This window comes from Corynebacterium ammoniagenes DSM 20306 (assembly GCF_001941425.1).
GTDB lineage: Bacteria > Actinomycetota > Actinomycetes > Mycobacteriales > Mycobacteriaceae > Corynebacterium > Corynebacterium ammoniagenes.
The window spans coordinates 1,021,403-1,046,677 of record NZ_CP009244.1 but is presented as its reverse complement, the minus strand read 5'-3'; the positions used below and the strand labels follow the sequence as shown (position 1 = coordinate 1,046,677).

Annotated in this window: 21 protein-coding genes; 11 read left to right on the top strand and 10 right to left on the bottom strand. The window is 56.5% G+C overall.

All coding sequences use genetic code 11. From position 1 onward, the window contains the following. The first annotated feature begins 182 nt into the window (after positions 1-182). The 8 genes from gcvP to CAMM_RS04765 all read left to right on the top strand — a co-directional run bounded on the left by gcvP (position 183) and on the right by CAMM_RS04765 (position 9,533). Positions 183-3,041, top strand: a complete 2,859-nt coding sequence (gcvP, locus tag CAMM_RS04800; RefSeq protein WP_003849034.1) for an aminomethyl-transferring glycine dehydrogenase — start codon at positions 183-185, stop codon at positions 3,039-3,041. 3 nt (positions 3,042-3,044) lie between these two features. Further along, positions 3,045-4,148, top strand: a complete 1,104-nt coding sequence (gene gcvT / locus CAMM_RS04795; protein WP_003849036.1) for a glycine cleavage system aminomethyltransferase GcvT — start codon at positions 3,045-3,047, stop codon at positions 4,146-4,148. Between the two features lie 225 nt (positions 4,149-4,373). Then, positions 4,374-4,694, top strand: a complete 321-nt coding sequence (locus CAMM_RS04790; protein WP_003849038.1) for an antibiotic biosynthesis monooxygenase family protein — start codon at positions 4,374-4,376, stop codon at positions 4,692-4,694. A gap of 56 nt (positions 4,695-4,750) precedes the next feature. Then, positions 4,751-5,935 (top strand): FAD-dependent oxidoreductase, encoded by a 1,185-nt coding sequence (locus CAMM_RS04785; protein ID WP_003849040.1) that lies wholly within the window; start codon positions 4,751-4,753, stop codon positions 5,933-5,935. Between the two features lie 144 nt (positions 5,936-6,079). Then, positions 6,080-6,469: a glycine cleavage system protein GcvH gene (gene gcvH, locus CAMM_RS04780; protein WP_003849042.1), complete on the top strand. Its 390-nt coding sequence runs from the start codon at positions 6,080-6,082 to the stop codon at positions 6,467-6,469. A gap of 60 nt (positions 6,470-6,529) precedes the next feature. Continuing rightward, a complete protein-coding gene (gene lipB, locus CAMM_RS04775; protein ID WP_003849044.1) occupies positions 6,530-7,366 on the top strand; it encodes a lipoyl(octanoyl) transferase LipB in 837 nt (278 codons plus the stop codon). A 214-nt stretch (positions 7,367-7,580) separates the two neighbouring features. Further along, positions 7,581-8,642 carry a lipoyl synthase gene (lipA, locus tag CAMM_RS04770; protein ID WP_003849046.1) on the top strand — a complete coding sequence of 354 codons (1,062 nt, stop codon included), beginning with the start codon at positions 7,581-7,583 and terminating at the stop codon, positions 8,640-8,642. Between the two features lie 105 nt (positions 8,643-8,747). Next, on the top strand, positions 8,748-9,533 hold the full coding sequence (locus tag CAMM_RS04765; protein WP_003849048.1) for a DUF4191 domain-containing protein: 786 nt from the start codon (positions 8,748-8,750) through the stop codon (positions 9,531-9,533). A gap of 185 nt (positions 9,534-9,718) precedes the next feature. Here the strand turns inward: CAMM_RS04765 and CAMM_RS04760 are convergent, their stop codons facing one another. Beyond that, the gene (locus tag CAMM_RS04760; protein ID WP_003849051.1) at positions 9,719-10,189 is read right to left on the bottom strand and encodes an RDD family protein; all 471 of its coding nucleotides are present in this window, start codon (positions 10,187-10,189) and stop codon (positions 9,719-9,721) included. A 273-nt stretch (positions 10,190-10,462) separates the two neighbouring features. Here CAMM_RS04760 and glnA point away from each other — a divergent pair, with 273 nt between their 5' ends. Beyond that, positions 10,463-11,899 carry a type I glutamate--ammonia ligase gene (glnA, locus tag CAMM_RS04755; RefSeq protein WP_003849053.1) on the top strand — a complete coding sequence of 479 codons (1,437 nt, stop codon included), beginning with the start codon at positions 10,463-10,465 and terminating at the stop codon, positions 11,897-11,899. A 202-nt stretch (positions 11,900-12,101) separates the two neighbouring features. Next, positions 12,102-13,610 carry an MFS transporter gene (locus tag CAMM_RS04750; RefSeq protein WP_003849057.1) on the top strand — a complete coding sequence of 503 codons (1,509 nt, stop codon included), beginning with the start codon at positions 12,102-12,104 and terminating at the stop codon, positions 13,608-13,610. Between the two features lie 21 nt (positions 13,611-13,631). Here the strand turns inward: CAMM_RS04750 and CAMM_RS04745 are convergent, their stop codons facing one another. From CAMM_RS04745 to thrC, 5 genes are all read right to left on the bottom strand, one after another. Then, a complete protein-coding gene (locus CAMM_RS04745; RefSeq protein WP_075761523.1) occupies positions 13,632-14,540 on the bottom strand; it encodes a cation diffusion facilitator family transporter in 909 nt (302 codons plus the stop codon). Between the two features lie 51 nt (positions 14,541-14,591). Continuing rightward, positions 14,592-15,125 (bottom strand): NUDIX hydrolase, encoded by a 534-nt coding sequence (locus CAMM_RS04740; protein WP_003849060.1) that lies wholly within the window; start codon positions 15,123-15,125, stop codon positions 14,592-14,594. Between the two features lie 3 nt (positions 15,126-15,128). Continuing rightward, positions 15,129-16,037, bottom strand: coding sequence for a trypsin-like serine protease (locus tag CAMM_RS04735; RefSeq protein ID WP_003849062.1), 909 nt, complete (start codon positions 16,035-16,037; stop codon positions 15,129-15,131). 70 nt (positions 16,038-16,107) lie between these two features. Then, positions 16,108-16,251, bottom strand: a complete 144-nt coding sequence (locus CAMM_RS04730) for a hypothetical protein (RefSeq protein WP_003849063.1) — start codon at positions 16,249-16,251, stop codon at positions 16,108-16,110. 9 nt (positions 16,252-16,260) lie between these two features. Then, a complete protein-coding gene (gene thrC, locus CAMM_RS04725; RefSeq protein ID WP_040356263.1) occupies positions 16,261-17,715 on the bottom strand; it encodes a threonine synthase in 1,455 nt (484 codons plus the stop codon). Between the two features lie 38 nt (positions 17,716-17,753). Here thrC and CAMM_RS04720 point away from each other — a divergent pair, with 38 nt between their 5' ends. Further along, entirely contained in the window at positions 17,754-19,076 is a 1,323-nt protein-coding gene (locus tag CAMM_RS04720) for an MFS transporter (protein ID WP_003849068.1), read from the top strand. On the opposite strand, the gene CAMM_RS04715 is transcribed toward CAMM_RS04720, so the two are convergent. The 4 genes from CAMM_RS04715 to CAMM_RS04700 all read right to left on the bottom strand — a co-directional run bounded on the left by CAMM_RS04715 (position 18,972) and on the right by CAMM_RS04700 (position 25,258). Then, on the bottom strand, positions 18,972-19,898 hold the full coding sequence (locus tag CAMM_RS04715) for an AAA family ATPase (RefSeq protein WP_232051036.1): 927 nt from the start codon (positions 19,896-19,898) through the stop codon (positions 18,972-18,974). The two genes, CAMM_RS04720 and CAMM_RS04715, sit on opposite strands and share 105 nt — an antisense overlap. 75 nt (positions 19,899-19,973) lie before the next feature. Continuing rightward, on the bottom strand, positions 19,974-20,552 hold the full coding sequence (locus tag CAMM_RS04710) for a hypothetical protein (RefSeq protein ID WP_040356265.1): 579 nt from the start codon (positions 20,550-20,552) through the stop codon (positions 19,974-19,976). Positions 20,553-20,718: 166 nt separating this feature from the next. Then, a complete protein-coding gene (locus CAMM_RS04705; RefSeq protein ID WP_003849075.1) occupies positions 20,719-21,963 on the bottom strand; it encodes a hypothetical protein in 1,245 nt (414 codons plus the stop codon). 154 nt (positions 21,964-22,117) lie between these two features. Further along, the gene (locus tag CAMM_RS04700) at positions 22,118-25,258 is read right to left on the bottom strand and encodes a bifunctional [glutamine synthetase] adenylyltransferase/[glutamine synthetase]-adenylyl-L-tyrosine phosphorylase (protein ID WP_003849077.1); all 3,141 of its coding nucleotides are present in this window, start codon (positions 25,256-25,258) and stop codon (positions 22,118-22,120) included. Between the last annotated feature and the right edge of the window lie 17 nt (positions 25,259-25,275).

Genomic DNA, 25,275 nt, shown 5'->3' with positions numbered 1-25,275 from the left:
CTCCGCGTTAGTGCTGGTGGCCGTCGGCTCATGTGGCCGCGCGCGGAGGCGGGCTTTTCCTTCGGGTGGGAAAAGCAATGAATAGACGGGGCTAGCCATATAATGAGAAGCGTTGACTGCTTATGCGGTCGCTTTAGCAAGCCTGGACAAATGTTTGTTTCCTCCAAAGGAGTTTGACACTTATGGATTTCATTGCCCGCCACCTTGGGCCAGATGCCAAAGAAGCTAAGGACATGTTGGCCCATGTGGGTTTTGACAGCGTAGAAGCGCTCGTCAATGCAGCAATCCCCCAGTCCATCCGCATGGATGATGCACTTGATATGCCGCAGGCATTGAGTGAGACCGACGCACAGGCCAAGCTTCGTGCTTATGCTGATAAAAACGTGGTGCTGAAGTCGTTTTACGGCCAGGGCTACTCAGATACCATCACCCCGGCGGTTATCCGCCGCGGCTTGGTCGAAGACGCCGGTTGGTATACCGCGTATACCCCGTACCAGCCAGAAATTTCCCAGGGCCGCTTAGAGGCGCTGCTGAACTTCCAGACCATGGTGCAAGACCTCACCGGCCTTCCCATCGCTAACGCGTCCTTGCTCGATGAAGCGTCCGCGGTGGCAGAGGCAGTGGGATTGATGTCCCGTGCAGTCAAAAAGGGCCGTCGCGTTCTTCTTGACTCCCGCTTGCACCCACAGGTCCTGACCGTGGCCGCTGAACGTGCGCGCGCGATCGATCTCGAGGTTGAAATTGCAGATCTCTCCAACGGTGTTGTCGGTGAGGATCTCGTAGGCGCAGTAGTGGCCTACACCGGTACTGAGGGCGATATTTTTGACCCACGCGCAGTAATTGAAGAAATCCATAGCCGCGGCGGACTTGTTTCCGTCGCGGCTGATTTACTGTCGCTGCTGCTTCTCGAAGGCCCAGGAACCTTCGGCGCAGATATCGTGGTTGGTTCCTCCCAGCGCTTTGGCGTCCCACTATTTTTCGGTGGCCCACACGCAGCGTTTATGTCGGTCACCGATAAGCTCAAGCGCCAAATGCCAGGCCGCTTGGTCGGTGTATCCGTAGACGCCGAAGGTCGCCCCGCTTACCGTTTGGCGCTACAGACCCGTGAACAGCACATTCGTCGTGAGCGTGCGACGTCCAATATCTGTACCGCACAGGCTCTTTTGGCCAATGTGGCGTCCATGTACGCGGTCTACCATGGCCCAGAAGGGCTGAAAGAGATTGCTAACCGCGTGCACTCGTTGGCAGCATCCTTTGCCGCTGCGGTAGAAGCCAAGGGCCTGAAAATCTCCTCGTCCGAGTTCTTCGACACCGTCACGGTTTCGGGAGTCGATGCAGCTGGCATTAAGTCCAGCCTGGAAACTGCAGGCTACCTGGTACGCACGATTGGTAAGGATAAGGTCTCTGTATCGTTTGGTGAGTCTGCAACCCAGGGCGATGTCGCCGTATTGGCTGATGCCTTTGGCGCCTCGGCCGTCGATAATGCTGACTACGCTCTGCCTGAGGCAGTAGCCCGCACCACCGAGGCGCTGACCCACGAGATTTTCAACTCTATTCATTCCGAAACCCAAATGATGCGCTACCTGCGCAAGTTGAGTGATAAGGACTTGGCGCTTGATCGCACCATGATTCCTTTGGGCTCATGCACGATGAAGCTCAACCCGACCGCGGCCATGGAGCCGATTACCTGGCCTGAGTTTGCCAATATCCACCCCTTCTCCCCGGACAACACCACCGAGGGCTGGCGTGCACTCATTGACGAGTTGGAAGGCTGGTTGGCAGAGCTGACCGGTTATGCCAAGGTCTCCATTCAGCCCAATGCTGGTTCCCAAGGTGAGCTAGCTGGCCTCCTGGCTATCCACCGCTACCACGTAGCCAATGGCGATACGAACCGCGATATTGTTTTGATTCCGGCTTCCGCACACGGCACCAACGCAGCTTCGGCCACCTTGGCCAACCTGCGCGTTGTTGTGGTCAAGACGGCAGAAGACGGATCCATCGACTTGGAAGACTTGGACGCCAAGATTGCCAAGCACGGTGAGAACATGGCCGGCATCATGATCACCTACCCATCGACCCACGGTGTCTTTGACCCGGAGGTTCGCGAGGTCTGCGACAAGGTGCACGCTGCCGGTGGCCAGGTGTACATCGATGGCGCCAATATGAACGCGTTGACCGGCTGGGCACAGCCTGGTCAGTTCGGCGGCGATGTCTCCCACCTCAACCTGCACAAGACTTTCACCATTCCTCACGGTGGCGGCGGCCCAGGCGTCGGACCAATCGGTGTGGCTGAGCACCTGATTCCATTCCTGCCCACCGACGCGGCTGCAGATGAACTGGATCCAACAAACCCCACCCCAGTAGGCACCGGTGTCCCGATCACGGCTTCACAATTCGGCTCCGCCGGCGTATTGCCGATTACCTGGGCATATATTGCCATGACCGGTGGCGAAGGGCTGACCGATGCCACCTCACACGCCATTTTGGGTGCGAACTACCTCGCGAACCAGTTAAATGACTCCTTCCCAATTTTGTACACCGGTAACCAGGGCTTGGTTGCCCACGAGTGCATTTTGGATTTGCGCGAGCTTACCGATGCTTCGGGCGTGACCGCCGCTGATGTGGCCAAGCGTTTGATCGACTTTGGCTTCCACGCTCCTACCCTGGCCTTCCCAGTGGCTGGCACTTTGATGGTGGAGCCCACCGAATCCGAAGATATCGCCGAGCTCGACCGCTTCATCGAAGCAATGCGCACTATCCGCGCAGAGATCCAAGAAATCATCGACGGCAAGGTCGCCTACGAAGACTCCGTCATTCGCCACGCGCCGTATACCGCGCTGTCGGTATCCAGCGATGACTGGGAGTACTCCTTTAGCCGTGAAAAGGCCGCATGGCCAGTTACCTCCTTGCGCCTGAATAAGTACTTCCCACCAGTTCGTCGTCTGGATGAAGCCTATGGCGACCGTAACCTGGTGTGCTCGTGCCCACCGCCAGAAGCATTCGACTTCGATGCTGATTCTGATTCCACCGAGGAGGCTTAAACCATGTCTGAACTTCGCCAATCACCTTTACACGCGGAGCATGAAAAGCTCGGCGCATCCTTTACGGCCTTTGGCCCGTGGACTATGCCACTGAAATACGGCAAGGAGCTCGACGAGCACCACGCTGTGCGCAATGCCGCTGGCATGTTTGACCTCTCGCACATGGGTGAGATTTGGGTCAACGGTCCTGATGCCGCCCCGTTTTTGTCCTACGCGTTGATCTCCAACATGGACACCTTGAAAAACGGCAAGGCTAAGTACTCCATGATTGTTGCTGAAGACGGCGGCATCATCGATGACCTCATCTCCTACCGTTTTTCCGACACCAAGTTCTTGGTTGTTCCTAATGCTGGCAACACCGACGCGGTGTGGGAAGCTTTCAACCAGCGCACCGAAGGCTTTGATGTTGAGCTCAACAACGAATCCCTAGATGTTGCAATGATTGCCCTGCAGGGTCCAGACGCAGCGAAGATCTTGGTCGAGCAGGTCGCAGACGAGTCCAAGGACGAAGTAGACAACCTGCCGTACTACGCTGCGACCATGGCCAAAGTGGCAGGCATTGACACCATCGTCGCCCGCACCGGCTACACCGGTGAAGACGGCTTTGAGCTGATGATCTACAACGCTGATGCAACCGCGATGTGGCAGACCTTTGCCGCAGTCGAAGGTGTTACCCCGTGTGGTCTAGCCTCGCGCGATTCCCTGCGCCTGGAAGCCGGCATGCCGCTATATGGCAATGAGCTCTCCCGCGCTATCACCCCGGTTGAAGCAGGCATGGGCGTAGCGTTTCGCAAAAAGACCGCTGACTTCGTCGGCGCAGAGGTTCTTCGCCAGCGCTTAGAAGAAGGCCCTAAGCAAGTTATTAAGGCCTTGACCTCGTCTGAGCGTCGCGCCGCGCGCACCGGTGCAGAAATCTACCTGGGTGACCAGGTCGTGGGCACAGTGACCTCCGGTCAGCCCTCGCCTACTTTGGGCCATCCCATTGCACTGGCGTTGGTCAACACTGATGCCAACTTGGAAGAAGGCACCGCCGTAGAAGTGGATATCCGCGGCAAGCGCTACCCCTTCACGGTTACCAGCACGCCATTTTATAAACGCGCTGAGTAACAGGTAGCTACCACCGGTAGGTACCGCCAGTACGAAATACCCGCACTCCGCTAGCTCGCTTTTCGATGACAAGAAACGCCGCTGGTGGAGTGCGGTTGTTTTCACACCGTAAAACGACCATGCAGCGGCGCCTGGCTATCAAACTTTCGCTAGGCTGGACATCGTACCTAAGTATAGGTTTTAGATTCTGAGAATTTCGAAGAAGTCACGCTAAGGAGTGTGTCCATGTCTGTTATCAAGATCAACGCCATTGAGATTCCCGAAGGCCAAGGCCCAGAGCTCGAGGCGCGATTTGCCGCCCGCAAGCATTCGGTCGATGATGCACCGGGATTTAAGGGCTTTCAGATGCTGCGCCCTACCAAAGGCGAAGACCGCTACTTCATCATCACTGAGTGGGAGACGGAAGAAGACTTTCAGCAGTGGCTCTCTCAGCGTCGTCCATCGCATGAGTCAACCGGCCGACAGCCTGTTGCCACCGGCTCCGCTCTATTGGAGTTTGAAGTAGTCAACCTGGATGAGATCGAGCCCGCCCCACCGGCACAATAAGCACTCACATCAACAGTTGGTGACACGTCACCTACCTTTCGGGTAGGCTAGACTTTATGGACTTCACAGCAACTGTCGCGGTTATTGGTGCCGGTCAGGCCGGCCTTTCAGCCGCATATCACCTGGCTCGGCGCGGCTTCGTCAGTGCGCTCGATGCTTCCTCCACTGCCGCTGATTCCCGCTCCGATGCCGCCGACTCGGACTCCTCCGGCTCGGACACCTCCGGCACGTTCATCGTCTTCGATGCCGAAGAATCCGCCGGCGGCGCGTGGCGCCACCGACAGGAATCATTAACCATGGCCACGGTCAACGGAATCTTTGACCTGCCGGGCATGGAGCAATCCCAGATTAAAAAGACCACGCCTGCGCGCGAGGCGGTGCCAGACTATTTCACCGCCTATGAGGCCAAGATGGATCTGCCCATCATCCGGCCCGTCACGGTTGCCAGCGTCGACAGCGTCAGCCAGGAAGACGGTGGCTACGTCATTAAGGTTGCCGCGGACAATCCCACCGGCGGGACACCTTCTGACTACGCCGGGACCACCTGGCGGGTCGAGGCGGTTATCAACGCCACCGGCACGTGGAATAACCCCGTCAAGCCGGATTATCCAGGGTTAGACACATTTCAGGGACGGCAGTTGCATTCCAAAGACTATGTCCACATGAATGACTTCACCGGCCAGCGCGTCGCCGTCGTCGGCGGCGGCATCTCCGCCATCCAGCAATTAGCGGAAGTCTCCGATGTAGCCAAGGAAACTTTTTGGTACACCCGTACCAAACCCTTTTTCCGCGCGTCGTTTACCGCCGAAGAAGGCGGGCGTCAAACCATTGAACAAGTCACTGAGCACACCGAGGCGGGCAATGCACCGCGCTCAATCGTCTCGTATACGGGTCTAATCTTTAACCACGATGCCAAAAAGGCTTATGACAATGGGGCGTTAAATCGCCGGCCTATGTTTCAAGGCTTATACGAAGACGGTGTGATTGAAGAAGATGGCACCCGGGCAGAACTCGATACCATCATTTGGGCCATCGGCTTTCGCCCGAGTCTTTCGCACCTGGAACCGCTCAACCTGTACAACGACAAGGGTGGGATCAACATTAAGGGTACGGAGGTCATCGACAAGCCAAATCTGCATCTTATTGGTTATGGCCCTTCCCAATCCACCGTGGGGGCTAACCGCGCGGGCCGGGACGCTGTCCTCAGCATTATCCGCTCGCACAAGAAGACTCGGGCGTAATTAACCCCCTGCAGGGGCAAGATTGACGAGCGATAGTGAGATGAAAAGTGCTTCGCTGCGCTAAAGTAAAAGCGATACTTCAACTCATACTTCCGTGTGCTGTGTGATCCAGCAGACGGGCACCTCACCGAAAGGATAGTTCCCATGGCTAACCTACCTGCAGAATTTACTTACTCCGAAGACCATGAGTGGATTAACGCCGCTCAGGACGCCATCGTTGGCAATACCGTTCGCATTGGTATCACCTCCGTCGCAGCAGACCGCCTCGGTGAGGTTGTCTTTGCTGAACTGCCTGCTGTGGGCGACACCGTCACTGCCGGTGAGACCTGTGGTGAGGTTGAGTCCACCAAGTCCGTATCTGACTTGTACTCCCCTGTCACCGGCACGGTTAAGACCGTCAACGAAGCTGTCCACGATGACTATGAGCTGATCAACAACGATCCTTTCGGTGAAGGTTGGCTGTTTGAAGTAGAAGTTGAAGAACTCGGCGAAGTGATGACCGCTGATGAATACGCGAAAGAAAACGGCATCTAACTTTTTCTTTTACCCCATTCCGCGCGGAGTAGTTTGTGCCAAGTACTACACTTGGACACCATGACTGCTCCGCGCGACCCGTTTTTTCCTGCTGACCGTTCCATCCGTGCCTCCTCCCAACCGGTGGAGATTAGGCGTTTGGGCTTGATGGATTATCAAGAAGCCTGGTATTATCAGGCTGAAGTCGCAGCGCAACGAGCGCGCGATGAAATAGCGGACACCATTTTGGTCGTGGAACACCCCGCTGTATATACCGCCGGCAAGCGCACGCAGCCAGAAGATATGCCCACCAATGGCCTGCCCGTCATTGACGTAGACCGCGGCGGGCGCATCACCTGGCACGGTGAAGGCCAGCTGGTGGTCTACCCCATCATCAAACTAGCCGAACCAGTAGACGTCGTTGATTATGTCCGGCGCTTAGAAGAAGCCATCATCCACACCGTGCGCCAAATGGGCGTGACCACCGCAGGGCGTATCGATGGCCGCTCCGGAGTATGGGTGCCGTCGACTACCACGGCCGCGGATCCATCGGCATCGCAGCGCGACCGCAAAATTGCCGCGCTGGGCATCCGCATTACCCGCGGGGTGACCATGCACGGCTTGGCGCTTAACTGCAATAACATTCTGGACTATTACGACCACATCATTGCCTGCGGCATTGATGACGCAGATATTACGACCTTGGCTTTAGAGCTCGGCCGCGAAGTCACCATCGATGACGCCGTCGAACCGCTGCTGATTGCACTCGATGATGCACTGGCCGGAAAGATGGTGGTTGCCGACCACACTTTTGCCTCCGCGCCGGATCCCATCAAGGTTGCTAATGAGAAAGCACGCCAGGCACGCGCGCAATCATCTCTGACTGATACTTCACATCCTGTCAACGCGCCACACTAGAAGCACCGGGTGTAACACCGCGCGGTGCCCCCATTCCGGGTCAGCTGTTTTGGACCTGGAATATTTCACCGACCGGTAGGATTGAATGAACTAAGGCCTTAAGCACACCCAGCGATGGGGTCAAAAATGCAAGGTCAGTATCATAATTACTTGAATTTAAAATCACACAACACGTAGGGTGGAATTTGTGACTATTAAGCCTGAAGGACGCAAGATGCTCCGCATTGAAAAGAAGAATGCGGAGTCACCCATTGAGCAAAAGCCGAGGTGGATCCGCAACCAGGTCCGCACCGGCCCGGGTTATGAAGACATGAAAAAGCGTGTTGCTGGCGCTGGCCTGCACACGGTCTGCCAGGAGGCAGGTTGTCCGAATATCCATGAGTGCTGGGAGTCCCGAGAAGCTACCTTCCTCATCGGTGGTGACCGCTGCACCCGACGTTGTGACTTCTGCGATATCGCAACCGGTAAGCCAGATGCACTAGATACTGATGAGCCACGCCGCGTAGCAGAAAACATCCAAGAGATGAACCTGAACTACGCCACCATCACCGGTGTGACCCGTGATGACCTTCCCGATGAAGGCGCATGGCTCTACGCCGAGGTTGTCCGCAAGATTCACGAGCTCAACCCACACACTGGCGTAGAAAACCTCACCCCGGACTTCTCCGGCAAGCCTGATTTGTTGCAGGAAGTCTTTGAAGCCCGCCCAGAGGTCTTCGCTCACAACGTGGAAACCGTTCCACGTATTTTCAAGCGCATCCGCCCAGCGTTCCGATACGAGCGTTCTTTGGATGTGCTCCAGCAGGCGCATGACTTCGGTTTGATTACCAAGTCCAACCTGATTTTGGGCATGGGTGAAACCGCAGAGGAAATTGAAGAAGCACTGCGTGATCTTCGCTCCGTCGGCACGGACATCATCACCATTACCCAGTACCTGCGTCCTGGTCCTCGTTTCCACCCAATTGAGCGTTGGGTACGCCCAGAGGAGTTCATTGCGCACTCCGAGCTGGCTAAGGAATTGGGCTTTACCGTTATGTCCGGTCCTCTGGTTCGTTCTTCCTACCGCGCAGGTCGTCTGTACACCCAGGCGATGAAGGCACGCGGCTGGGAGCTGCCAGAAAACCTCAAACACTTGGAAGAAACCACCGAGGGCGCCACCGCACAGGAAGCATCCTCCCTGCTGCAGAAGTACGGCCCTTCGGAAGAAACTCCAGTTACTTCCCGCATGGGTAAGACTCCAGCTGGTCCCGATAAGGTTTCTGCGACTATTCGCTAAGAACTTGAAGCAATCTCTGCGGTGGCCACCACCTGTCCATAGAATGGGTGGTTGGTCGCCGCAGATTTTTTGTTTTCCACCCCGCACCACCCTAAAGTAGGAGTTATGGCACAAGGTCAAGATAAAGCAGCAATCAAGGCTGCAAAGAAGGAAGAGCGCGCCGCAAAGCGCGCCAAGCGCAAGGAAACCCGCGGGCAAATGTGGGAAGCCTTCCAGATGCAGCGCAAGCAGGATAAGGCACTTATCCCGCTGATGTTGCTGTCCATCTTGGGTATGGGCTTGCTATTTTTCCTCATTGGCCTGCTATTTAACGGCCAGTGGTTCATGCTCATTTTGGGCTTGGGCATTGGTTTCCTCATAGCCATGATCATTTTCACCCGCCGCTTGGAACGCGATATGTACAAGCGCGTGGAAGACCAACCTGGTGTGGCCGGCTGGGCATTAGATAACCAGCTCAAAAACTCCGTTGGTATGGCATGGAAGGTCGAGCAAGGCATTGCGATGACCCGCCAGCAAGACATCGTTCACCGCGTTATCGGCAACCCCGGCGTGGTCTTTGTTGCAGAAGGCAATAAGAACCGTCTGAAGCCGATGATGACGCAGCTTAAGCGCCGCGTCGATAAGCTCGCCGGTGGCGTGCCTATCTATGAGGTCTACGTCGGTGACGGCGAAGACGAGGTGCCAGTAGGCAAGCTGCGCAACCACCTGATCCGTATGCCTCGTCAATACAACAAAAACGAGGTCTACAGTGTTGTTCGCCGAATTGAGGCCATGGACGCCACCCAGGGACAGATGCAAGGCATGCCCAAGGGTCCACTGCCCCAGCAGGCACGCAATATGGCTGGTATGAACCGCCGCATGCGCCGCGCACAAGAACGCAAGGGCAAGTAAACCTACTGCCCCCACTTTAACTTCATTGCAGCATCACGCAGAGCATCAAGCAAAGCATCCCGCTACATACACTCAAGACCTTGTGCCGAACTTCCACAAGGAAGTAAAAGCCACAGTGTATGCAGCGGGATGCTGTCGTTTTCTCTGCCTGACTCAGCCAGAGGCTAAGCCCGCAAAGCAAAGTGCTAGGAACGGATCACTACGGTTCCCGTTGCGCGGTCGTGGATGCCGCGGCCATCGGCGTCAACCATGGCCGCGGGGAAAAGACATGCGGTCAAAAGCGTACGGACTACTCCGCGCCAGATACCAACCGTGGTGCCGGGCACATCGATGCGGGCAACGCCCATGCCCAAAATTGCCATCCCGGGGGTACGGGCAAATAAAATGCCGCCCACGATGCCCACGAGAATCCACAAAATAAATGTCGCGGTGGAGGTACCACCCAAAATATTGGTGAACTGGGTGAGCACGCTGGCTACCAACAGGCACAAGATCCAGTCGATGAATACACCGCATGCACGGCGCATCACAGAAGCTAATGCGCCGGGGCCGGATTCAGGCAGGCCCAAATTTTCACCCGGGTAGCGTCCCGCTTCGCCAAAATCGTTCTCACCTGGGATATCAGGCCCATCCAGCCACGTCTTCTTATTCGCCATGCCCACTAATCTACGTGGCCTAGCACCGAGTTGAAAGTTACAACAGCGCAGACATGATCCACCCCACTTTTGCCAGGGCATTGCGGCAAAACGGGGTAGATGAGAAAACTTTTCCGGACCAGAATTCTAGCGTGTGATAGATAATCCGTTAAACTTGAAAATTAGACAGAAAAGTTAAGCCACACTGCGTACGATTTACCACGGCATAACAGGTAGCGCGCGTACACTTGTGGGGTAGAAATTACCGCACTAATTATCTATTTAGGAGCACCCATGGCATTTTCAAGCGTCTCGGAGATTGTGAAGTATATCGCCGATGAAGACGTCAAATTCGTCGACATCCGTTTTACTGACGTCCCGGGCACGGAGCACCACTTCAGCATCCCAGCATCAGAATTTGATGAAGATGTCGCTGAAGATGGCATGGCTTTTGATGGCTCCTCCATCCGTGGCTTTACCACCATTGATGAATCAGACATGACCTTGTTCCCGGACGCGAGCACGGCCCATATTGATCCATTCCGCACGGAAAAGACCTTAAACATCAAGTGCTTCGTGCATGACCCTTTTACTCACGAGCCTTTCTCCCGCGACCCACGCAACGTGGCGCGCAAGGCCGAGGAATACTTGGTATCCACCGGCATCGCAGATACCTGCCAGTTCGGTGCAGAGGCAGAGTTCTACCTCTTTGACTCCGTGAAGTACCAGGCGGATGCACACCAGGCTTTCTACCACGTAGATTCCAATGAGGGGTGGTGGAACCGCGGCAAGGACCTCAACCTGGATGGCACCCCGAACTTCGGTTACAAAAACCGTGAAAAGGGCGGCTACTTCCCTACCCCGCCGTATGACCAGACCGTCGAGGTACGCGACGCCATGGTCGGCGCGCTGCAGGAAGTCGGCTTTAACATCGAGCGCTTCCACCGCGAGGTGGGCTCCGGTGGACAGCAGGAGATCAACTACCGCTTCAACACCATGTTGCACGCGGCCGATGACATCCAGACGTTCAAGTACGTCATCAAAAACACCGCGGTTGCCTTCAACAAGACCGCTACCTTCATGCCCAAGCCACTAGCTGGCGATAATGGCTCCGGTATGCACGCGCACCAGTCGCTGTGGAAAGACGGCAAGCCACTGTTCCACGATGAGGCAGGCTATGCAGGCTTGTCCGATATCGCGCGCTACTACATCGGTGGCCTGTTGCACCACGCCGGTGCGGTACTGGCATTTTCCAACCCGACGCTGAATTCCTACCACCGTCTGGTCAAGGGCTTTGAGGCACCGATTAACTTGGTCTACTCCCAGCGTAACCGCTCGGCTGCGGTCCGCATCCCAATTACCGGTTCCAACCCAAAGGCAAAGCGCATTGAGTTCCGCGCACCAGACCCATCCGGCAACCCGTACTTCGGTTTCGCCGCGATGATGATGGCTGGTATCGACGGCATTAAAAACCGCATTGAGCCACACGCACCAGTGGATAAGGACCTGTACGAGTTGCCACCAGAAGAGGCAGCATCCATCCCGCAGGCACCAACCTCCCTGGAGGCTTCGTTGCAGGCGCTTGCTGAGGACAATGAGTTCCTCACCGAAGGCGATGTATTCTCCGAGGACTTGATTGATACCTACATCAAGTACAAGTACGAAAACGAGATTGAGCCAACTCGTTTGCGCCCTACCCCACTCGAGTTCGAGATGTACTTCGACTGCTAATTCCAGCTAGTCCCGTGCTTTAAACCCGTAGTCTTTCCTCTTGGGAGACTGCGGTTTTTGCATGCGCTTAAAGCATTGCTTGTCGATGCCCCCAAGTACGGAGGTTGCTACCACCAGGCAGCTTTTTGCGTCATGCAAAAGTGCATTGTGTGGCCATTTTCGGGATATACAAAACCCGGGCTAAACGAGTATGGTGTAAAGAATGACTGAAGCACGACCACCATATACAGCGAAATCGGAAGCCAATACGACTGAACATCCAGAGGGCCAAGATCCCGCCCGCTGGCGCATTCTGATTATCCTGCTGGTCGCGGTCTTCATGTCGCTGATTAGCGTGTCGATTGTCAACGTTGCCCTGCCTTCCATTCAGGCGGGGCTCGATGCTTCTGACTCCGATGTGCAGTGGGTGCTCTCCGGCTACGCGCTGACCTTCGGCGTGGTCTTAGTCGCCGCGGGACGTGCCGGCGATCTTGTTGGTCGTGGGGGCATGTTCATGCTCGGTGTAACCGTGTACACGCTGTCGTCGGTGTTGGCCGGTTTTGCCCCGTCGGCGGAAGCGCTCAATATCGCGCGCTTTATTCAAGGTATTGGCGCAGGTCTATTAAACCCGCAATCCGTGGGCATGATTCAGCAATACTTCCACGGCCCGGAGCGCGGTCGCGCCTTTGGTTACTTCGGTGCCACCGTGGGCGTTGCCGTAGCGATTGGCCCAGTCTTTGGTGGCCTGCTTATCAACCTTGGCGGCCCGGATCTGGGCTGGCGGTTGACCATGTTGGTCAACGTGCCCATCGGTATCATCGCCATCCTCTTGGCCTTTATGTGGTTTCCTCGCCCACTGCTCTCGCGCGTGCGCGATATGCGCACCGGGCGCAAGGTGGGCACCTGGAATGCGCTGAAATCCCTCGACCCCATTGGTGCGGTCTTACTTGGCCTCGCGGTCTTTTTCGTGCTCTTCCCCTTTGTAGAGTCCGGCGGCACCGCGTGGAGCTGGGCGCTACTGCCCTTAGGCTTAATCTTCGTCGCGCTGTGGGTCGGGTGGGAACGCCGCCACCGCGCACGCGGTCACCAGCCGATGGTGGATTTGAATATCTTCCGCGCCTCCAGCTTCCGCAACGGCACCATCATTGCCACGCTGTGGTTTATGGGTGCCACCAGTATCTGGGTGCTCGTGGCCTTGTACTTTCAAAACGGGCTGGGCTACTCGGCGCTTATCGCCGGTTGCGTCGGTATTCCCTCAGCGCTGCTAAACTCCGTGTCCTCCACCGTCGCCGGGCGCTTAGTATCCAAGCACGGACGCAAGGTGGTCATTGGCGGCATGATGATTGCGCTGTTCGGTCTCATCTCCTCCATCATCCTCATCTGGGCTACCACCCACTGGGGTATTTCCGAATGGTGGCTGGTGCTTACCCTCTCCTTCGCCGGTGCCGGCCAAGGTTCGGTCATCTCCCCGAACCAGACTCTCTCCCTTGCCAATGTGCCGCAGGCCTACGCCGGCTCGTCTGGTGCCGTGCTGCAAACAGGACAGCGCATCGGTACCGCCATTGGCTTAGCGGTTGTCACCGCGGCAGTCTTTGCCACTCTGCGCGGCACGGACGCCGAATGGCCACACGCCATCATGGTCGGCTTTGCGATGATTGCGACCGTCTGCGTTATCGCCTTAATCTTCGGTTTCCTCGACCTTGCACAATCGAAGAAAGCCACGCGCGTCTAAATTCTTTCTAAGCGCTACGGTCTAATCACAAAAGTCTTCGTGGTGAATATGGTCGGGGTGTTCTAATTGGATGGTGGAATGCTCAATCCCAAATTCACGCAGCGCTTCTTGCGCTTGGTCTAAAATGCGGTAGTCGTGTTCTGCGACCACCAAGTGCGCGGTAGCAAGCACGTCGACGCCATCGGTGGTCCATACATGCAAGTCATGGACCATCATCACCTGCGGCAGCGCCTCAAGCGCTTCTTCAATCTGGTGCAGATCCAGATCCCGCGGAACGCGTTCTAAGAGCACCTCGATCGTCGTCCACAACAGCCCCAACGCGCGTGGGAGCACGAAGGCAACGATGAGTAGGGACGCAATGGTATCGGCGAAGGTAAAGCCGGTAAAGCGAATGACCAAGCCGGCGATAATCACGGCGACAGAGCCTAATAGATCCGCCATGACGTGTAAGAACGCGCCTTTGACGTTCAAGCTATTGTCTTGCTGGCTAGATAGCACCCACGCGGAGATTGCATTGGCAATCAGCCCAATAACCGCGACGACCAGCATCATGTTGGTATCGATCTCATAGTCGCTGCCCACACGGCGGATGGCTTGGACAACGATGAAGATGACCACAAGGGTCACGGCAATGGCATCAAATAGAGCGGCAAGGACTTCTACGCGCCGATAACCATAGGTCGCACGGCTCGATGCGGCACGATTGCCAATAAAGGCGGCCAGAAGCGCGATGATGAGCCCGGCGGCATCGGAAAGCATATGCATCGCATCGGAAAGCAATGCAAGCGATCCTGAGACCAACCCGCCGATGAGCTCCGCGAAGAAGATGACGCCCGTGACGGTGGAGGCGATGGCCAAAGCTTTGAACGGGGTGTTGACAAAGCTGTGGTCATGGCTGTGGCCCGAAGAGTGAGAGTCAACGTGAGACATATTTTCAACAGTAGTCCCTTATTGAAAACAAGTCGATTCTGAACTGGGATTTTAAGCGTTGCGTTTGCGATAACCCATGCGCGGACGGAAACCGGCGGGGTGTTTCATCTGCGCCACGGCATCTGCAATCAGCAGGCGCTGGTGGCGATTGACGGTATCTGGCAAGTGCGCCACGGAGAACCACTCAACATCGGTATTTTCATCATCGCCAAGCACCGGCTCAGCATCATCAGCAACTGAAAGGCGCATCGCGGTGTCCATAAATAGACACTCATCTTGGTTTTCAAAGGTCACCGGCCCCACGAGGCCGACCCCGAGCAAAGCTTCGACCTTGGCGTCCAGGCCGACTTCTTCTTTGACCTCGCGCACCGCGGTCTGGGCTACTTCCTCCCCCGGTTCACAAATTCCTGATACCAGCGCCCAGTTGCCATTGTCGGCGCGGCGGGCAAGTAGGACCTTCGGCACTTCCCAGATGGAGGATCCTGGCGGGACGGGGCGAAGAACCACTATGGTGCAGGCGGGAAGGAAAAGTTGTTGGTGGCCAATATGCTTACGCAGATTCACAATGAATTCAGGGGTGGACATGTCCTACAGTGTAGCGAGCCGCATGGGTGAATCCAGCAGCTGGTCGACCACATTTTGAATATCCAAGATGGAGACAAATGACAGCTCCATCTCTCCCACATCAGCGCAGGTTTGGCCCTCTTCCATGTGCACCGTGGTGCCGGAGACCAAGCCCACAATGATGTCTTTGCCCTCCACCATGGCAAAGACCGGTCCGCCGGAGTCCCCGTTGCGCGCGCATACTTCCGCGCGGGCTGCGGTAGAACGAATCTCCTCGTCTCCGTAGCGCAAGATGGACGATGCTGACTGATGCGTGAGATCACCACAGGTTTGATAGGTCATCCGGCCCATCTTGCACACATATTCTGGCAATACATCCATGCGCCCAGCGATATGCGTCTGCATCTCCCCTGGCGCATAAGTATTGCTGAGGTTGCCGTTGAGCTCAATGAGACCAATATCTAGGTGTTCAGCGTTATCGGAGTACAAGCTGGAATAGCTAAATTGGCCAATGGGTTCTGCCGGGTATCCGAAACTATTATCAGGAGTTCCCGCCCACACCAGATCTCCGGGTTTTCCGCAGTGCGATGCGGTCACGGCATAAGAGCTGCCGTCTTCAGTATCGAAAGAATAGGCCACGGTGCAGTAGCTGAAATTAAAGTACTCACCAGGCTGCGGGTAGCCTTCGGAGATATCAATGGCAGTCCCCGGTGCCAGCGGCGAGTACGCCGGCGTGAGCACGGCATCGGCTAGCTCCACAGGTTCTTTTGGTACCTGGAGTTCTTCCTCGCTGGCGGCATCGGCGACGGCCGAGTCGTCATCATCAGGCGCGCTCGAAGCGGCCGCTTCAGACGGCTGGGGAGAAAAAGACGGCGCCGAGCATGAAACCAGACCTGCCACGAGAAGCAGGCCAGCTAGAGCAGTTGCCACCATGTGCACTGCTTTTAATGCTCGACGCCGTATCACAACGCTTATAGTACTCGGGCGCTACCGCCTAAGCACGCTAAGCGTCATCCGAGTTATCAGACTCATCGTCACTGTCACCTTCGTCGTTTTCCGCCGCTGCTTGTTCTTTGAGCTCTTGCAAAAAGGCCGCGGGGTCGAACTCGGTGTTGTAATCCTCGGGCAGCGATTGCTCTTGGCCCATGGTCTACTCCTATACCTCGGTGGTTTTAATCGAGCTGGTGATAAAGTCTTTGACCGCGCCAACGTCATTGGGCAAGTCCGTGACGAAACGATCTGCATCCATGATGTGGGCAAAACGCTCCGGGGTTTCCGGTGCTTGGCCGATGGCCTCTTCAATGGTTTCTGCAAACTTCACCGGCAGCGCAGTTTCCAAGACAATAATTGGCGTTTCAATAGTGTGCTCGGCCTGCGCCTCCTGGGCTGCCTTGACGCCATCAGCCGTGTGCGGATCCACGACGTAGTCGTACTTCTCGTGCACATCCTTGATGGTGGCCAAGCGGTCTGCGTGCGCAGAGGTCGACGAGACGAATCCGAAGACCTCTCGTGCCTTGTCCATGACGTCCTCTTCAAGCACGAAGCCGCCTTCTTTGACCTTGGTGCCAAAGAGATCCGCAATCTTTTCGGCATCACGATCCAATAGGTCAAAGGCAAAACGCTCAAAGTTCGACGCACGCGAGATATCCATCGACGGCGAGGACGTAGCCATGGTTTCAGCCGCTGGACGTGGGCGGTAGTTGCCCGTGCGGAAGAATTCATCCAGCACGTTGTTCTCATTAGTTGCGACGATGAGACGATCAATGGGCAGGCCCATCTGACGCGCGATGTGGCCGGCGCAAATATCACCAAAGTTTCCGGTCGGCACCGAAAAAGACACCTTTTGATCTGCGGAATCGGTGACCTTGAGCCAGCAGTTGATGTAGTAGACAATCTGCGCCATCAGTCGCGCCCAGTTAATGGAGTTGACGGCACCAATGCGGTGGTCAGCCTTAAACTGTGCATCGGAAGAGACCGCCTTGACCACGTCCTGGCAGTCATCAAAGACACCATCGAGGGCGATGTTGAAGATATTTGGGTCATCGAGTCCAAACATCTGTGCTTGCTGGAAAGCAGTCATGCGTCCAGCTGGGGTGAGCATGAACACGCGGATGCCGTGGCGCCCGCGCATGGCATATTCCGCAGAGGAGCCGGTATCCCCGGAGGTAGCACCCAAGATATTCAAGGTTGCTTCGCGGCGGCCTAGCTCATATTCAAAAAGCTCACCCAACAGCTGCATGGCCATATCCTTGAAAGCCGCAGTGGGTCCTTCGGACAGGTGACCGATGAGCAGCGAGTCACCTAAATCAGTAACTGGAACGATTTCCTTGGAGCTAAATTTCGGGTGAGTATAAGCACGCGCGGCGATAGCGTCGAGGTCTTCTGCCGGAATATCATCGACAAAAAGCTTAAGCACCTCTGCGGCTAATTTGCCGTAGCCGGCTTCATCATCTCCCGATACCAGCTCCCGCCAAGACTCCAGGGTCTTGGCATCAAGCTGTGGGTACTCGACGGGTAAATACAGTCCCCCATCTGGGGCCAAGCCGCCGAGTAGAATGTCAGTAAACTTCGCTGGAATCGCATCAATATCGCGCGTTGAAATGTAGTCCACGTCCAATACCTTACTTCCTCGGAGTACACTTACGACACGTGTCTACCCCTGAATTCGAGAAAGATCCCCGCCCGAACCCACGTGAAGTTGTAACGACCAAAGCTCTAACGGTCTGGATTGCCGCGCTGATTGTTTATGTCGGCGCCATTTTTGGCCGTACGTCCTTCGGTGTTGCCGGTGTGGAAGCTATTGCGCGTTTCGATGTCGACGCATCCCGCATCGCGGTCTTTGCCTCCATTCAGATTGGTACCTATGCACTCGCGCAGGTTCCCACAGGTCTTTTAATTGACCGTTTCGGCCCGCGCAAGCTGTTGGTCATTGGTGCGGTCATCATGGGTATCGGTCAGCTTGTTTTGGGTCTGACCACCTCATATGGCGTGGCAATTGGTGCGCGTGTGCTTATCGGTGCCGGTGACGCGACGGCCTTCCTGTCCGTAATGCGCCTTTTGCCTTTCTGGTTCCCGTTGCACCGTACGCCGATGATTACGGCCGTTACTGCAGCCTTTGGTCAGCTGGGTCAGTTCCTCTCGGCCGTGCCATTTTTGTGGCTGCTCAATGCCACCAGCTGGTCCATCGCCTTCGTCTCGCTGGGTGCTGTAGTCATCCTCATCGCGATCGTGGCTGCCATTGCTGTGGCGGATACTCCGGAAACCGCCGGCGTGTACACCGAGAAAACGGTGGAGAAAGACGAGCCTGCCCTCTCGATTGGCAAGCAAATCAAGCTCGCCGCTAGCTCCCGGGCGACGTGGCAAGGCTTTTTTATTCACTATGCGGGACTACACGCCAACCTTGTCTTCATCATGATGTGGGGCGTGCCCATGATGACCGAATCCATGGGTCTATCGTCTGCGCAGGCTGGCCTTGTGCTCACCGTCAACTCTCTGGCCATGATGGTGGTCAGTCCCTTCCACGGAAAGATTTCCTCCCGCGCGGGACGCAACCGCGACTTGGCCGCATTCTTCCTTTCGCTATTGCACTTGGCGGCATGGATCCTGTTTTTCGCCACCCCGAACCCACGCGGGCTCGCGATGATCATCGGCATGGCTATTTTGATTGCGATTTGCTCGCCATCCTCTAACTACGGCTTTGACCAGATTCGTGAGACCCTCGACCGCAAGGTTGTTGCCACCGCAACCGGTTTGGCCAATATGGGCGGCTTTACCGCCGGCATGATTGCCGCGCAGCTCTTCGGTATCCTCTTGGATAAGCACTCGGGCGGCGAAGCCTTCGAGTGGGGCGATTTCCGTTATGCCGCGCTAGCGGTACTCGTTGTATGGAGCATCGGTCTGCTCGGTATCTTGGTCACGCGCGGCGGCACTCGCCCCCGCAAAATCCGGATGGAGACCGTCACCGAAGACTGAGTCCAACGCGGCGCGTGGGTCAGCGAAAAATTCACGCGTCGCACGCACTGCTTCGGTGTCCTCCCAACGCGGAAAGCTGACCTCATCCTCACCGATTTCCAGAATCTGTGATTGGCGTGCGGCCAGCAGAATCGGTGAATGGGTGGCGATAATAAACTGCGCACCACGCGCTACTGCTTGCTCAATCTCTGCGAGCAATGTCATCTGCCGCACTACTGACAAACCGGCTTCTGGCTCATCGAAGATATATAAGCCTTTGCCATCAACGTGTTCGCCCAGCACATCAAAAATAGACTCGCCGTGGGAACGTCGGGATAAATCCAACTCAGGATCTAGATGATTGCGGCCAGCGGCTTCTTTCGGGTCACTATCAATGGCCAGCATTAACGCATGAGTTTCAGAGCGCAGATAGTACCCGCGCAGGATTGGTTCATTGAGTTCGCAGAGCATGTACCAGCTCAATGCTGCTTCCGTGCCTGTGGCCTTGGGGGCATCGGAATTTCCATAACGCCCACCGATCACGCTAAAGCCCAAATTCAACGCAACGGATTCTAAAAAGGTTGATTTTCCCGAGCCATTATCGCCCGCAATCAGAGTAACCGGTTGCGAAAAGCGCAGTCCCCCGCGGCTGTTAATGTGTTTGACCAGCGGCAACTTCCAGGCCCACGGCGAATCCACGCGGCTTCCTGATGCATCAGCCGGCACATCTTGGTTCAATTTCTGCTCGACATGCTGGGCACCGCGCTTGCGTTCACGCTCTAGAGCCCGCCGAATTCCGGGGATGGTCGCAGCGCCATCAAAGTAGTGAGAATCCTCAGCCACATCCTGCGGGGAACGTGGTTGAGAAAGAAATTTAACGCTGCGCAGGATCATTAGTCGGCCTTTCTGTGACCAGGTTTAGTTGCTGCTGCCTACTCGTTCAGTGTCAGCGCTTTCGCTGTTATCAGCTGAAGCGCCATCTTTATCTTCGGTGATATTCACCGGTGCGCTGACTAGTCCAGCTTCAAAAGCCTTGAGCACACCATCGGCTTCCGCTGGCGTTAATACGCCCTTGGTGACTGCTTGATTGACTAAATCCATCAAATAAATCCGCGCCTGGTCGTGGCTCATGCCCATTTCAAATGCACCATCAGGAACCGCACCATTGGGCAGTCCCAGCGCCGAGGCAAGCTCAACTAAGCGGTAGCCCGGGTATTGCTGAGTACCCGCTTCACCACTTTCACCGCCCTCAGTTTCAGCGGCCTCTGCGCCCGTTGCTGATTCAGTACCAGCGATGGCCTCCCCGACCGTGACCGATCCTTCGGCAGGACGGTTGGACATGCCATGCAGGATAAAGGCAACAGCGACGACGGTTATGACAACAACACCACCGAGCCACAGCCACACCGCGCGGGTGATCAGTTGGCGTTTCCTGCGGTCGGTATAGGTACCCCGGTCATCGGGGTGTCCTGTTGGGGCTGCGGAAGTAAAGGCCATCCTTAGTGCCGTTGTCCTTTTCTCAAGCTCAGTCATAGTGACATGCAGTCCTATTGACGTGACGGTATAAAACGCCGTGGGCGACGCGAAAGTAAGTATACTCGCGCGCCGCCGGCTTCTACTAGGCCGTGTTGATACTCTCAGCCGCCTCTACGCTGGCTAAGACCTAGTTATTATCCTTCGAATCATCGTCTTTTCCATTGGGGCCGTCTTTGCGGTCCTCATCGCCGGGGCTGTATTCACCGTCTTCTTCTGAGGAGTCATTACCGCCAGGTGTATCTGTGGAGTTGGAGTCGTCGAGGTCCCCAATATCATCGAGGTAGTTAAAGCCCGGAAAATCTTCGAATGCGCCTAGCTTCTCCTCGGTCTCGCGGTCATCGCGTGAGGTGCCTTCAGGATGTTCATCATCTTGGGCCGGATCGGTAAAGCTGCCATAGCCGTTGTTGGAATTACGTCCAGGGCGTGTCCCGCGCTTGCGCTGACCATCGCCGCCTTCGCTACGGCGATCGACTTGGTCATTGATGAAATCCGACAGACCTTTAAAGAAGCTCTCGCCGGCATGGCGCAGCTCGCCGAAGTCATTTCCAGGGTTTGACCCGGGAGTATTCGACTGTCCAAAGGGCGGCATAAATGGATTGTCGAAAGGATTATTCGGACGCTGCTTTCCTTGCTCTCGCTCGTCACCGCGTCCGCCATCGCGGCCATCACCACGCTCGCCACCGCGGCCATCGCGGGTGCCATCGTCGCGGGGGTCATCGGTGTAAAAATCATCCTGAAGCGGATCATCGTCAAAGTTGTCCCGTGGTGGGTTATCGCGCCCCGTATTGCCGCGGTACCCAAAGTCTCGGAAGTAGTCTTCTGCCAGGCCGTAGAGGTAATCGGCGGGTGGGAAGCCATTGGGGTTATACCCGCCAAAGCCAGAGCCTGGGCCGCGAGGGCCGAATCCACGGCCTCGGTCACGGTTGCGGTCACGGCCTCGATCACGATTGCGGTCGCGACGGTTGCCGAAGGGTAATTCATCGGCGATGTTTTCTATGAAGTCATTGATGGCGCCGGAGATATCAAATGAGCCCGGCGCGCTGCGGCGAGAGCCACCGTTGTAGTCGGGTTCTTCAAAGTCTTCGAAGCCGCGTGGGTCTTCAAAGCTCGGGTCGAAGTCGTCAAAGCCCTCGTAGTCATCAATGTCATCAATGTCATCGCCATCGTGACCGAAGAAGGTAAACATTGTGGGATCGGTGGTGTCGATATCGGGTGCGATGGGGTTGTCAATGATGACGCGCAGTACTTGCGCGTCATTGTCGATTTCAATGGTGGTGGAATCATCTGCCCCGGCAGCACCTGCGGTCGATACGAGGGTGGCGAGGTCTTCAAAGGTTGCGTTGTTGAGCTCTATGGAAATGATGAGAGCCATGGTTACGGTGATCCTTCCGTTGGGATAGAGCCGGCCGCACCGGTAGCGCGGCTGATACTGCCCAGCTTATGCACTTGGCCACCAACTAGAAAGGGATCACAATAAAAATCAGGGTTAAATCCGGGTATCTCTTAGGGGATACCCGGCACCAGGATTAGCCAGGTTCCATGGTTTCAGCTTCGCCCCAAAAGACTTCATCGACAACCCGGCGCGCATGTCGTGTTGCTTTGAGGTAGGCATCCAAGAAGTATTGGTTTTCTTCCGGTTTCCAGCCGGCAGCACCAGCTACTTGCGCCAGTTGCAGCCCTGGGGTGGGCAGTTGGTCCACGCGTTTGCCGCGCACGAGTACCAAGGCGTTGCGGGCATCGGTGGCCATCAGCCATGCTTCCCGCAGGCTTTCGACCTGCTCTGCTGGCAGCACTCCGGTTTCTTCCAAGGCATCTAAGGTGCCCAGCGTCGACGGGTTGTGCAGTTCGGGGTGCTTGTGCGCATGCATCATCGTTAAAAGCTGCACGGTCCATTCCACATCGCTTAGCCCACCACGGCCGAGCTTGGTGTGCGTGTTGCGGTCGGCACCACGAGGCAGACGTTCATTATCCACGCGGGCTTTCATGCGGCGAATGGCGCGAATCGTTGACTGGGACACTCCGTCGTCGGGATAACGGTATTTATCAATCACCTCGATAAACCGCTGCCCTACTTCTTCATCGCCGGCGAAAAAAGCAGCACGCAGCAGGGCTTGCATCTCCCATGGCTCACCCCATTGCTGGTAGTAGCGGTCAAAGCTTTCCACCGTGCGCACAATAGCCCCGGAGCGTCCTTCCGGACGTAGCCCGAGGTCCACTTCCAGGGGCGGATCACCCGATGGTTTGGCAAGGCGGGTTCGCAGCTTGTCGATGATCCCTATCGCCCATTTCAATGCCCTCGTCTCATCCACACCGGGCGCAGGTTCTGCCACGACCATGACATCGGCATCGGAGCCAAAGCCTAATTCCATGCCACCGAGGCGTCCCATACCAATCACGGCGATGCGCGCCAGCGGACGTGGCGAGGATCCCTCGGTGCTTTCGCTATGCAGCCAGCCGCGGATCTCGGCGCGCAGGGCTGCTTCCAGCACCGCTGCCCAAATCGTAGATAGTTCCCGGCAGACTTGCTGGACATCGAGGTAGCCCAGCAGATCGCCGGAGGCAATGCGTGCTAGTTCCACGCGCCGTAAAGAGCGCGCCACGCTCACTGCCTTATCCGGATCACTGTGGCGCTTGGCTGCGCTGAGCAGCGCGGAAGATACCTGTTCCGGGGTGGTATCTAAAAGCTTCGGGCCATCGGAGCCATCGGAAAGCTGCTTAACCACTTCTGGTGCAGCAATGATGAGGTCGGCGGTATAGGGCGAGGTGCCTAAGATACGCATTAAGCGCTTGCCGACTATTCCCTCATCACGCAACATGCGTAAAAACCAGGTTCGGTCAAAGGCGGCATCAGACAGCTTGCGGTAGTTGAGCAATCCGGCATCTGGGTCGGCGGTCTCTGCTAGCCACTCCATCAACGTCGGCAACAAGATCGCTTGGATACGCGCCTTGCGCGATGAACCTGCGGCCAAGGCGGTGAGATGCTCGAAGGCGCGATCGGGCGCTTGATATCCCAAAGCTGCCAACTGCAGCTTGGCTGCCTGCGGGGTGAGCCTGAGCTCTTCGGGGCTCATGGACACCACAGAGTTGAGCAGTGGACGGTAGAACAAGCGCGAGTGCAGCTCGGAGATTTGCAAGCGCACCGTCTTTAAGTACTTATTCATCATCGTCGATGCCGAATTAGCGCCTTGGGCGGTAAATCCAGACACATTCGCCAGCCACTCTAAGGTGTCTTTATCATCATTCGGCGGCATGGTGTGCGTGCGACGAAAGCGCTCCAGCTGCAAGCGGTGTTCTAATAACCGCAAGAATTCATACGCCTCGATGAGCTGGTTGCCGTCCTCGCGGCCGACATACCCTGCCGAAATCAGCGCCTCGAGCGCATCCACGGTAGCGAGCGTGCGCAGAGATTCGTCGGAGCGGCCATGGACTAATTGCAGTAACTGCACCGCAAATTCCACATCGCGCAGACCACCCACGCCGAGTTTTAACTCGCGGTTTTTCAATGAATCCGGCACGCTTTCTAATACGCGCCGGCGCATGGATTGCACATCTTCAACGAAGGATTCGCGCTGCGATGCCTCCCACACCATCGGCCCGATGGTCTCGGCGTACTGCTGCCCCAGTGGCATAAACCCGGTCTGGGGACGTTGTTTTAGCTGCGCTTGAAACTCCCACGTCTCCGCCCAGCGCTTGTAGTACTTCACGTGGGAATCCAAGGTACGGACTAAAGCTCCCGATTTACCTTCCGGGCGCAGGTTGGCATCGACTTCGAAGAAGCAATTAGTACCGATGCGGTTAAATTCCGCCGCTACCCGCGTGGCCTTGCGCATGGCCTTTTGGCCTTCTTCATCACCGGCTGCCACCGGCTCGCCGACAAAGATGACGTCCACATCCGAGATGTAGTTCAGTTCTTTCGCCCCGCATTTGCCCATAGCGATAACAGCTAACTGCATGGGCAAATCGTCGTCCCCGCAGACCGTGCGTACGGCAAGGGCTAAAGCAGCGGTGAGTGCGGCATCGGCAAGCGCGGTGGTGAGCGCAGTGACCGTGCGAAATTCCACGGTGGGCTGGCCTTGGGTTTGGCCCTTGCGGGAGTAGAAGCTTCCCGCCAAATCATGGGCGGCCAGACGCATCATCAAGGTCCGATACGTGGATTTCAGCAAAGGCCGGGCTTCAGCTTCTTCTATCCTGGCGCGATAGGTCCCCGGGGTGGACAGATCCTCCGATGCGGGATCGGCCGATGCGGAATCAGCTGCGTTCTGCTCGCTCTCGAGGTAACTAGCAGGTTGTGCGTCAATGACCCCGAGCAGTTCTTGCATCATCTCGGTAGGCTCTGGCAGCGGCAGCACTAATTCTTCCCACAGCTGCGGGTTCGCAGCGAGGTGATCTCCTAGCGCGGTGGATCCGCCAAGAAGCGCGATCAGGCGAACGCGCAGCGCCTCGTCATCGATAAGCGCCTGCGTCAGCCGCTCTTTTTCTGACTCGTCGAACGATGAGTAGATGCGCACCATGGTGTTTAATGCCCCATCTGGATCGCCTGCGGCGGCGATGCACCACACCAGCGGCACAGCGGCTTCGTGATCCCACCCAAGTTCTTTGAGATCTTCTGCTGCCGTGGGCCTACTGAGCCCTAAAGTAGCTGGTGAGGGCAGATCGATGCGCGTCACAGATTTATCCTCCTATC